Here is a 12,158-nt window from a genome sequence, read left to right on the forward strand (position 1 = left end):
AGACTTTTGTATAATACCCAATCCATGGGTTACCCAAATAAACAGGATATTAAGCCGTTAGGTCTTTTACTACCCAGGCATTAATCTGCTGTCTTTGAGCCTAATGTTTAGTCAGACTATGTTATACGTTAACTAAACATAATCCATACCCCACGGTATAAGCCACCAACAAATGCACAATATATTTACTGTAACTTACGAATGTGAGCTCTTTCACGCGACTCATGGCCACTATTCCTGCGGCTGAGCCTATCACCAACATTGATCCTCCGACACCAACAGCGTAAGTCAGGGATAACCATTGAATATTGGTTAACTCTGGCTGCGCTTTAAGTAGTGCCGCAGTTAACGGGACGTTATCTAAAAACGCAGATAAAATTCCCACCAAATAATTCGAATAATCAGGATCGAGCATAAAGTAAATATTTGTCATCCAAATTAGCACACCGATTTCTTTGAGTGAGCCAACTATAAGCAGTATTCCTAGAAAGAACATCAAGGTATCAAACTGTATTTTACGGACGTAATCTAATAGATGAATTTCGTACTTAAACTTGTTCACCATACCACCAATTAAGAACATCACAGATAGGCCTAATAAAAAGGTTAAAACAGGCGGAATTTCAAACAACAAATTAAACAGCATAGTGCAGCATATAGTGCTAAAAAATAGACCGGCGATAACAAAATCAAGGGATTTGAATTTTTCACTGCCAATGGTCGCCTCAACCCGTCGATTTTTACCAAAACTCATTAATATAGCCAGCACCACGACGCCTGCTACAGCGGGTAAAATCAAGCCTAACAATTTGACGATCGAAACATGTTTCTCACTGAATATCATCAGCGTGGTTACGTCTCCGGTGATCAAAACCACCCCACCAGAATTCACTGCAAATATAATTAATACACAGAGTTTTACTTTCTCTGCCACCTTTAATTTAAATGCGAAGATAATACTAATTGATACTAGGGTGGCAGTGATATTGTCGCACAGCATTGATAACACCAGCGCGAACAAAGCGACCAATAAGGTTAATTTGCGTAAGGACAATTCACCGGGCAAGAGTCGATTCACCATAGCGCCAATCAACCCTCTGGCATTTAGGTATGCAACAAAGGTCATTGTTGCCATAAGAAACAACCACAATTTCGCGATTTCCAGTAAATTCTCGTTGAGTGCATTCTCTATTTCTGCCTGTCCAGAACCATGCCCTCGAATGAATAATAAACACCACACTAAACACCCTAAAAATAAGGTGGTTTTGGCTTTATTGATATGGGTAACTTCTTCAAAGACGATGGATAGCAAAGCTAAAATAGCCAAGCCAATAATGGATATTTCAAACATATCGAACATGGTGTGCGTTCCAGATTACTGAGAGTAGAAAATGCGCCCCGTTGCAGGACACTAAAAAACGTGAGAATTATATCGCAAAAAACCCTGTAGCGGCTACATAAAGGTGTAACGGCATGTTATTTTTTTAGAAAGTGTTTAGAAATTAACTCTGACATAAATATAATTTTTTGGTTGGATAACTGACGATAGTCAAAATACGGACAGACAATGGTGCGATGATTTAGGTCAATGGCAAATTCTTGGTTAATCCACTCAAAAGTGTTTGGCAAAGTACATGACTTGGCATAAGTGCGCCCCATAATTATGTGCAACTTTTCGGTTTGTTCAAATTTAGGTGGGGTAAAGTAAAGTGCCGTTTGACTGCCAAATTGCAAAAGTTCGTCATCACGATATTGCTGCCAGCTAGAATAACTATCATTCAGTTCACTAAACTTGCTCAGCATCGGGAATAACAACTTTGCATAGACATTGAAAACTTTTCGCCAACCATTCCCACAAGCCTGACCTATGGCATAAATTTCACCTTTTTTAAGGGGATAAACCAGCTGTTGGCTTGCCGCGAAAGAAAATCTGGGGCGATTTTGTATATACACATTAATGTGTGCGTTACTATCCCCCAAACCACTTACTTGCTCAAATTTAGTCTGTGACATAAAACCTATTAGCAGAATTAATGCGCTTAGGCAGGTAGTTTACCTCACATGACGACTTTTCAATTAAAAAAATACATTAATAGAAGTTAAAAACCTGTTTTCTAGCAACCTATAAAATATGTGCCCCTTTGCTGAAAATATCTAAACGACTATGTTTATGAATCGTTTTTTGTCAGACTAACAGGATCTAAAAGTGCTTCTAGTTTTGTCCGTGGAATATCAGTATTTTCTGCAGCCACATCAATAATAGGCCGATTTTCCTTGTAAGCCTTCTTAGCAATTTCCGCTGCTTTGGCATAACCAATAATGGGGTTCAACGCAGTTACCAAAATGGGATTTTTATGCAGAGGCTTTTCAAGATTTTGCTGATTCACCTCAAAATCGCGAATGGCATAGTCCGCCAATGAAACCGCGCCATTAGACAATAATTCTATGCTCGACAACAAGTTAAGAGCGATCATGGGTAACATAACATTTAATTCAAAATTGCCCGATTGACCGCCAATGGTGATAGCCGAGTCATTGCCAATAACCTGTGCAGATAGCATAGCAACTGCCTCGGGGATAACCGGATTGACTTTCCCCGGCATAATCGACGAACCCGGTTGCAATGCTGGCAAAGCAATCTCACCTAGCCCAGCTAACGGCCCCGAGTTCATCCAACGTAAATCATTAGCTATTTTCATAAAACTAACGGCGATGGATTTAGTTAACCCCGACAAACTCACTGCGCTATCTTGTGCAGCAATCCCAGCAAAAAAATTTGCTGCTTTAACAAAAGGCACATCGGTTTCTCGACTTAAAATATCAGAAAATTGGTCGGCGAAATCAGGATGGGAATTAATGCCAGTACCAACGGCAGTACCACCTAAAACAAGTGACTGTATTGAAGGCTGCAAACTCTCAAGATGAGAGATTTGTTGCTTAATCTGGGCCGACCAAGCAGACATACTTTGATCCATTCGAATTGGCATAGCATCCATTAAATGAGTGCGTCCGGTTTTGCAATATCCCGCTAACTTTAGGGATTTTTCATCGATGGTTTTAGCCAAATGTCTCAGAGAAGGCATTAAGTTTTGGTGAATTGCCAAGGCGGCACTAACATGAATACAAGTCGGGATGACATCATTGCTACTTTGGCCAAAGTTAACATGATCATTTGGGTGAATGTGCAAATTGGATTGCTTAGACGCAAGGTTGGCAATCACCTCATTGGCATTCATATTGGTACTAGTGCCAGAACCCGTTTGGAATACATCAACGGGAAAGTGATGCATCAGATTTTTATCATCTAATAAAGTGGTACAGGCTTGTTTAATGGCTTGCGCTGTCGGCTCGTCAATACCTTTAAGGTTTACATTTACCGTGGCTGCAGCAGATTTAATCTGAATCAGCGCGCGAATAAAAGCTTCAGGCATAGGAGTGTGACTGATATTGAAGTTATTAATCGCTCTTTGGGTCTGGGCGCCATATAACGCATCTTTGGGAACCTCAAGCTCGCCCATGCTATCTTTTTCGATTCTTACTTCTGTCATGTTAATCCCCTTTTTTATAAAAAATATGTTCCTAACAAAGACAATTCATATTTAAAATGTCGTGTTTCTGCCTTTTGTCCCTCAGTTTTATCGTATTGCTCTACACTGTTTAGTGGTTTGTAAATGTTATCTAAACACAAATAACGCCAGTGAAAACTAATACTAGTATCACAAATTGTATCTAACAAAGTGTGCAACACCCGTTTTAACATCGCTCTTTTTACGTTTTCGTTTTTTTCTGTGGCTAATCGATCTTCAACCACGTCTAAATAATGGTATAGAGTATGAGGGTTATCAGGCTGTAAACCATGACGAATGGTCAACTCTAATGTCCCGAATGCCAATGCTTCATTCACAGAATCACATCCAATTTTTAGGCGGCTAGGCCACCCACCAAATGATAATAATTCTTATTATCATGAGATTGAAATAGCTTGTCAACCCAGTGCGGCATTTCATAAATACCTAACCACAACTCGATTAATAAAACTAAACTATTGATAAATAAAGCAATTAAATAAATAATCAAAAAAACCACCAAACACTATTGATAATGATTTTCATTTACAATATGATGGTTCTGCCTGGAATCGTTAAGTTTCACTGGTCCTGGCTTAACGCAACCAACCGGGTAGGCATTTTCTCCAAGGTGCCTACCCACCTCCTTACTTTTATCACGTTTTTATCCTTCGCCATTCCCTTCAACGTCAGCAATATTGTGGGCAATGCGCTGAAAACAAGTTAATAGGCGTTAAACGCAAAATCTATGAACAGGCATAAAAAATTTATTATCAGTCAATTAAGAGTTTCGTTTAAATCAAAAATTTACATAAAAATAAGTTTGATGAGCTTTGAAGTTATAGGTGTTAACCAGCCAAACTGCCCACCCTAAAATCAGGTTACGCTAAGATAATGTTGCCAATTATGAGTCGCAATATTTAGAAGGTAATACTCATAAATGGGAATACTCACTTTAGCGCAGATTTGCATAGTAGCTAGGTACCCATTAGCCATAGGCTTGGCGATTTCGTTCGATTTCACCTAAATATTGTTGTTTTTCGAATATTAAAGGGGCGAGGGCTGAATAGTTCCAATATAGACCCGAATCGGCTTTGCTCTTGTCTTCTCGATAGGGATTCACCCAGCGATGCCAGATAATGTATTCTGCATTAAGGTCACTCTGACAAATAATATCAACGGTTAAATACCAGCACATAGGTTCTCCACATGTGCAAACATAGGGAATCGCTCTATCGGCTGAATCTAACTGATTAATTCCTAACCCTGGTTGATAAGTACCCGCTATTTGCCCGGCAAAAGGCTTTTCAAAATCAGTGATAGTTTCTAAATACGATTTTCCATCAACCAGCAGGTCAAAGCTTGGGCTGCCATAATCGTGACTAAAATAAGCCAGGCCAAAGGTGTTTACTACTGTCATATTTTTACACCTCAATAAACTAATTTATTGATTAAACATGCAATTAGTAACTGGGTCAAATTCCACATAGTCTCTTGCTGCTGAGCGCATTAGTTCGACTTTCCCTTGGTATAATAATTTAGTTTTTTTCTAACCCTATATGGTTGGGCTAACTTTTTTCAACGCAAGCCAATTATATTTTAAGGTTTAGACTGTTTAAATTTGTCAGCTAAACTCAGATTTCCCTGACTTGCAGCAATATCTGATAAACTGCGGCTGTGACTATCTTTTAAGCTTATGTTGGCACCTTGATCAATAAGCTCTTCAATAATGTTTTGTCTATCAAATAAGGTAGCAAACATCAGTGCGGTTTGACCATTTTGATTGGTTTGGTCCACTTCGCAGTCTCGCCCCATTAATGATTTAGCAATGCGAAGGTTGCCTTTAAAAATGGCGCCCATTAAAGCGGTGTTGCCTCTAGCATCCTCTTGGCATGGATTGATATCGTCTACATCAAGTAAAAAGTTCACCGTCTCAGTCTGACCATTGTAAGCAGATAAAATGAGTGCCGTATATCCCTTTTCATTGGCGATATTAACTGACAAGCCTGCCTTGTAAAAGGTCTGTAACAATTCGATATCGCCGTTTCTAGCGGCATCAAAATACAGCGTTTTAAGTTGTTTACTCTGGTCAGTTTCATTGGCAAATGAAGGATTTAACGCTGAAGCAATGAATAGTAGTAAAGAGAGTATTGCTATAGTTTTCATTAGGTTTTCCTTATCAAGATACTGCCTGCACTGGCAGGCAGTAAGACTGATTTAAACATTTATTAAATTAGAACAATTCGCTTAACTTAAGGGCAATTTTTTCGCCCTGGGCCGCTAATGCTTGTTGCTCTGCCATCAGCGTTTTTGCTCTGGCTTTTACTTTACTTAAGTTGGTACCTGAGCGTTTAGCGATAGCTGTACCGTAATCTTTATCAGCGTTGTACATGAATGCACTTATATTGATCCGAACAAGCTCTTTATCAGACGTTGCTAAAGCGCCCCCTAACACTTCAATAAGTCTGGCTTGTTCGTCCTTAGAAAATGAGCGATACAAATCCCCAGCTTGGCTAAAGTTCAACTGCTTGTAGAAAGGTATTTGCTGATAACTTCCTATCAATGGCATCGCAGAATATTTGTACTGTGTGTCTTCAGCTAAATCAATGTACTCACTTGGCTGATAATTAACTTCCCGCTGAGTATTGGTCGGGCGCAGCTTGCCGTGTTGCATGTGGTTATTAATTTTCACATTCTTAGGAGCGTTAATCGGTATACGGTATGAATTCACACCTAAACGGTATCGTTGGGTATCTGCATAGGCAAACACTCTGCCTTGTAACAATCGATCTTCTGATGGCTCTATACCTGGTATGACATTGCTCGGTGCAAACGCAGCTTGCTCAGTTTCTTCAAAAAAGTTGTCAGGCACTCGGTTTAATACCATTCTGCCCACTTTGCGAAGGGGTAGCTTATCTTCTGGCCATACTTTGGTGGCATCAAGGGGGTTAAAATCAAAGTTATTCACATCTTTTGGCGACAACACCTGAATGTATAAATCCCAAGACGCACTTTCGCCTTTTTCACCAATGCGAGTATACACATCTGTGGTATGGGGTTGCATGTCTTGCCCCTGCACCGTCATGGCTTCTTTATAGGTGAAATTCTTTACGCCTTGATTGGTTTTCCAGCTAAATTTCACATAGTTCATTTCACCTTTGTCATTGACAAATTTGTAGGCGTGAACACTGGAACCATCCATATTTAAGTAACTTTTTGGTGTACCGTAGTCAGAAAACAGCATGGTTAGCATTTGTGTTGATTCTGGTACGTGTGAAAAGAAGTCAAACACTCTGGATGCTTTTTGCACATTGTCATAAGGTGATGGCTTTAAACTATGAACCATATCTGGAAATTTAATAGCATCGCGTATAAAGAAGATTGGGAAGTTATTACCGACTAAGTCCCAGTTGCCTTGTTCAGTATAAAACTTCACAGCGAATCCACGAGGATCGCGCAATGTTTCAGGGGATTGGTGGCCGTGAATTACCGCTGAGAAACGAGTAAATACTTCGGTATTTTTACCTTTCTCCTGGAAAGGAGCTGCCATGGTTAAATCAGACAAATCAGCATAGTTTTCATAATAGCCGTGAATACCCACACCTCGAGCATGGACAACCCTTTCAGGTACTCGTTCTCTATCAAAAGCGGCGAGTTTTTCAATTAAGTGACTGTCTTGAAGTAGCACTCCACCCCAAGGACCAGCAGTTTGAGAGTTTTGGTTGTCACCAATAGGTGCACCGTTTTGTCTTGTCATTGTTGTGTTAGCGAGCGCACTAAAAGACAACAAGATTAAACTTGAAAGGGTTATTAATTTTTTCATCTTCATTTTACATCCTATTTATCTATAACTTGGGAAGCCCCAATAGAGTGCTAGGATAAAAACTAAGTGAAAATTAGTATATTTGATAAAGCCGAAGTCGAAGTTTGATTTTTTAGAACCATGCCTGGAAAGCATCAATAACCTTGTATTGCTCATCAACAACCAACATTTTTCGCCATTTATCAAAGGTGGTACATGGATGTGAAATGCCAAGTGCGACTATATCCCCCACCTTTAAATGATCGTCTTGAGGTACAGCTAAAAAGCAATGTTGATCATTAATTCGAGTAATTTGATAACCTTCCTGATCAAGAGTTATGAGTTGATGCTTTAGTCTAGATTTAGCATACAAAGGCTTAGGCAGTCCTTTGTCATAGGAAAAGTCTCGCTTACCTGCACCTAAAATAACCACACCCGCTTCAGGTTTCGACAACACATAACAGCAAACTTCAATCGCCGCTTCAGACGCGGGCAAGGCAATTTGAGCGTTAGCCAAGCGTTCATCTATGGCTATTGAGGCTTTTTCGTAAACCCCAGAGTCGCTAAATAAATAGCAACCACTTCTCAGTACGACTTTTACATCTAGTTTTCCCTGCAAATCGACAAAAGCTGAAGCGCATAAGTCGTAATACTCAGACCCGCCAATAGTAATAATCAATGATTTGTTGGGTAAGATAACTTGCCGCTCTACAAATAGTGTTATAGTCGCGTCCAATACCTTAAGAAAATCTCGTACTCGCTGCTCTTTGTGTTCATTCGCGCCTTCAAAAACCGCTTCGTATGCACTAAAGCCTGCCACCTCCCATTGATTCGCGCTAATGGATTGGATCAGGGCTTTGGCCACTGAAGGTTCTCGAACGCCACATCGTCCACCTTCAGCTCCCAACTCAATGAGTAATTTAAGTTGGTTTGATTTATTCAAATTGGCCTGTTTTAACAATTCAAAGGCATCTAAAGAATCGACAAAAAGGTAAAGCAACAAGTCAGGGTACTGAGCGAGCAGTTGTTCAACTTCTTTGATATTCGCGCGACCAACCAATTGATTGGCAAATATGATGTGATTGGCCCCCATCTGAGCAGCTAATCTTAAATTCATCACATTAGCAACAGTCAACCCCCAGGCTCCATCCACCAATTGTTGTGAAATTAGCTCTGGACTCATGGTCGTTTTAATATGAGGGGCAATAAATAGGTTATTTTGTTCAAGCCATTGCTTCATGCGTTCACTATTTTGTTGTAGCGCATGCTGCTTAATTATGGCACAAGGCAAAGGCACATCTTCTTGTAGAATATTCCAGCCTGCATTCGCTATTTGTGCACGACTAAAGTGTTGTGCATGCAATGGAAGTCCTTTAAATAGAGGTTTAGGTTGGTAAGCGTCCATGAGCATCCCCTGAATTTCGGCGTGACTAAATGAGAGTTAAGGATGAAAGAGCATCCCATATTTTATACTTTATAATATTAAATAAGGGGAGTTAAAATCGTAAATTCCTTATCTAGAATTTAATAGTTTAATCACCTCTTCGGCAGCAAGTGGATGATGGAATAGATAACCTTGGTAAAGATCACAGCCCATATTTTGCAGTGTTTTCAATTGCGAATTGCTTTCTACCCCTTCGGCAACAGTCATCAAGTTTAAGCTTTTGGCTAAATTAATGATAGTCGCACAAATCTCCGCATCTTCGGTTTTCGAGTCGCATTCATGGACAAAAGAACGGTCAATTTTTAAAATATCCAGTGGCAGCTTTTTAAGGTAGCTCAAGGAAGAGTAGCCTGTACCGAAGTCATCAATAGAGACTCTGATATTCAGGGCTTTCAATTCTTGTAAAATGGCAATACAACTCTCTATATCCTGAATCAAAATACCTTCTGTAATTTCAAACTCAAGCAGTTCACCGGGAATTGAATACTTACTTAGTAACTGTTTAACACACTGAATAAAATCTTCTGCAACCAATTGGCGACCTGAAATATTGATGGCGACGGGCACCACTTGTGATTTTTCATCGAGCCAATAACGCAATTGTTGAAGAACTTTCGTCATCATGATTTCACCAATTTGCACGATCAAATTACTTTGCTCAGCAATGGGTATAAAGGCTTTTGGGGATATATCATCTGAACTTTTTTGCGGCCATCGAATCAATGCCTCCAATGATAATATCTCGCCATCTCCTTTAACTTTGGGTTGATAGACGACTCTGAATTCATCTTGCTTGATCGCTTGTTCAATTTTTCTTTCAAAACTCATTTCCTGCTGAGCTTTTTGCCCCATTTTTTCGGTATACACTTTAAAGTTATCACGACCAAATAATTTTGCGTTATACATAGCAATATCTGCCCGTTGGATTAATTCCTCAGTACCAAACTCACCGCAGTGTGAAACGGCCACTCCCACACTAGTCGCAATGTGATAATTTTTATCATTCAAGGTAATGGGTTCTCGCATTATGGTTAAGATCCGCTGGGCCTTTTCAGTGATTAAAGACTCAGTTAACTCCCCCGTCATAACGACGATAAATTCATCGCCACCTAGGCGCGCGATAATATCTTCTTCGCGACAAATGTTTTTTAAGCGATTAGCGACTTCACACAATAGATAGTCCCCGGCTTTATGCCCTAAGGTATCGTTGATTTTCTTAAATTTGTCTAAATCCAAAAAAAATAAGGCAATAATCCCTAAATCTTTTTGGGCTTTTGCCACCTGATAATTTAATTCACTAATTAAGTGGGTGCGATTCGATAAATGGGTTAACGGGTCGTGATACGCTAAAAAGTTCAGTCGCCCTTGAATTTTTTGTTGTTTGGTAACGTCTCTCAGGTGCAATGTGAATTCATTTACATGGCTTTCGTTTAACTTACTACTGGTGATAGTTACTTCAGCAGGAAAAGTTTGTCCTGCTGCGCGCTTTAACACTATTTCACTGCGTCTATTGAGTACGAGCCCATTTGACGAAACAAACTGCAACTTTAAACTTTCATTAAATCGTTGAATATCTTTATCTAAAGCAAAATTGTGAATAAAGCTTCGTTGCATCACCTCGCTTTTCAAACAGCCAAAGGTTCTTTCCGCAGCCGGATTAAATTCGATGATATTACCCTGCCAATCAATGGAGACAATGCAGTCCATAGATGAATCTAAAATAGCACTCTTTCGTCTTTCACTTATTTTGAACTGATTTATTGCCTTTTCACGCTGTATCATCTCTTTTGAAACTTGACTGATAACTTGGTTATATTTGCGCGCTATTTGGCCAACTTCCGTAAACGGCTCCTCTTTTACTTGCACAGAAAAATCACCTTTGTTTTGATGATTCTGCATATCTGCTAGCAAGTCTATTAATTCAGTAGATGCTTGATGCTCACTGATATTCAGTCCACTCAGCTCCTGCTCTTTGGTTACCCTTAATGGTGTTATTCTATTCAAAATATAGAGGATGAGATAACAACTAAAAAAACTAAATATGCCAATCACAACAACCCCCAAAAGTTGAATTGTGAGTTGTGAGGTAAACGATAAGCCTGTTCCTAATTTAGCTTGTTCGCCAAAAAAGGCGACCGCCAATGTCCCCCAAATACCAGAAAATAGGTGGGCAGGAATAACATTTAAGGCATCGTCAAGTTTCGCCCAATCCATTAATTTAGAGCCGTATTGCACAACGATACCGGCTACAATTCCTATTATTGCTGCATCCACAGGCGCAACAGCGTGACAACCCGCGGTTATTGCAACTAAACCGGCAATAACACCATTTAGACTAGCTCCCATATCTACATATTTCTGGCTTCGCAAATGTATGAATGTAGCGGTTATTCCACCCCAAATCGCAGCAAGACAAGTATTCAGGATGATGTAAGGAACTTGGTCGTCAAATACTAAGGTACTGCCGCCGTTGAAACCAAACCACCCAAACCAAATAAGTAACGTTCCCAAAGCAGCCAAAGGTAAGTTACTGCCTGAAGGAAATTTTGTATTTTCCTTAAATCGGTCAATTCGTGGTCCAACAATGAGTACACTGGCCAATGCAACCCAACCGCCCACAGAATGCACTACTGTAGAACCTGCGAAGTCTATAAATCCCAATGACTCAAGCCAACCTTGATTGTCCATATTATATACACCGGCCCACACCCAATGCCCCACAAAGGGATAAATCAGACCACTTAGTGTTAACGTGATATATATGTAGCCGGAAAACCGAGTTCGTTCGGCAATAGCCCCCGAGGTTAATGTTGCCGCAGTGCTGCAGAACATCATTTGAAACAAGAAGAAGGTAATCTGAAAAGAAGAACTGTTATCGCCAAATACAAAGTCGCCAGTGCCAGTCCAGCCACCAAGACTAGGGCCAAACATAATGCCAAATCCAAACAACCAAAAAACACTAGCAGAAACAATGAAGTCACCAATATTTTTTGCGGCCACATTGATACTGTTTTTGCTACGGGTTCTACCACTTTCCAGGCAAAGAAACCCTGCTTGCATCAAAAACACAAACATCGCTGACAGAAGCAACCAAAAATTATCAGACAACCGATGACCTTAGACATACATTATTTCAGTTAAGTGATGGTCGCTTAGCAAGATCTATTCCTGCTGTTTCCCCTTGCAGCCTCTTTTATAATGGCAGCATTGAGCAATGCACCACCAAAACTGTGCAAGCAGTGTTCATATTTCGTGCAAGACTACCAAAGTGGTGCATGGCTAAGGATAGGTAATTCACACGACTGAAAGACAATTTTAAAAGTGATTATTAAAACCCTATTAATTA

9 protein-coding genes are annotated in these 12,158 nt (G+C 39.9%); all 9 read right to left on the reverse strand.

Going from position 1 to position 12,158, the window contains the following annotated elements:
- Positions 1 to 121: 121 nt before the first annotated feature.
- Complete coding sequence (nhaD, locus tag Q4574_RS19005; RefSeq protein WP_303476740.1) at positions 122 to 1,351, reverse strand: sodium:proton antiporter NhaD; 1,230 nt, start codon at positions 1,349 to 1,351, stop codon at positions 122 to 124.
- Positions 1,352 to 1,476: 125 nt separating this feature from the next.
- Positions 1,477 to 2,013, reverse strand: coding sequence for a hypothetical protein (locus tag Q4574_RS19010; protein WP_303476594.1), 537 nt, complete (start codon positions 2,011 to 2,013; stop codon positions 1,477 to 1,479).
- A 155-nt stretch (positions 2,014 to 2,168) separates the two neighbouring features.
- On the reverse strand, positions 2,169 to 3,548 hold the full coding sequence (locus Q4574_RS19015; RefSeq protein WP_303476597.1) for a lyase family protein: 1,380 nt from the start codon (positions 3,546 to 3,548) through the stop codon (positions 2,169 to 2,171).
- A 14-nt stretch (positions 3,549 to 3,562) separates the two neighbouring features.
- The gene (locus Q4574_RS19020; RefSeq protein ID WP_303476599.1) at positions 3,563 to 3,904 is read right to left on the reverse strand and encodes a hypothetical protein; all 342 of its coding nucleotides are present in this window, start codon (positions 3,902 to 3,904) and stop codon (positions 3,563 to 3,565) included.
- A gap of 650 nt (positions 3,905 to 4,554) precedes the next feature.
- Entirely contained in the window at positions 4,555 to 4,986 is a 432-nt protein-coding gene (locus Q4574_RS19025; RefSeq protein WP_303476602.1) for a hypothetical protein, read from the reverse strand.
- Positions 4,987 to 5,165: 179 nt separating this feature from the next.
- A complete protein-coding gene (locus tag Q4574_RS19030; RefSeq protein ID WP_303476604.1) occupies positions 5,166 to 5,732 on the reverse strand; it encodes an ankyrin repeat domain-containing protein in 567 nt (188 codons plus the stop codon).
- 67 nt (positions 5,733 to 5,799) lie between these two features.
- The gene (locus tag Q4574_RS19035; protein ID WP_303476607.1) at positions 5,800 to 7,395 is read right to left on the reverse strand and encodes a catalase; all 1,596 of its coding nucleotides are present in this window, start codon (positions 7,393 to 7,395) and stop codon (positions 5,800 to 5,802) included.
- Between the two features lie 106 nt (positions 7,396 to 7,501).
- Complete coding sequence (locus Q4574_RS19040; RefSeq protein ID WP_303476609.1) at positions 7,502 to 8,773, reverse strand: alanine racemase; 1,272 nt, start codon at positions 8,771 to 8,773, stop codon at positions 7,502 to 7,504.
- 108 nt (positions 8,774 to 8,881) lie between these two features.
- On the reverse strand, positions 8,882 to 11,920 hold the full coding sequence (amt, locus tag Q4574_RS19045; protein ID WP_303476612.1) for an ammonium transporter: 3,039 nt from the start codon (positions 11,918 to 11,920) through the stop codon (positions 8,882 to 8,884).
- Positions 11,921 to 12,158 lie beyond the last annotated feature (238 nt).

The sequence above is a fragment of the Aliiglaciecola sp. 3_MG-2023 genome, from assembly GCF_030548205.1.
Taxonomy (GTDB): Bacteria; Pseudomonadota; Gammaproteobacteria; order Enterobacterales; family Alteromonadaceae; genus Aliiglaciecola.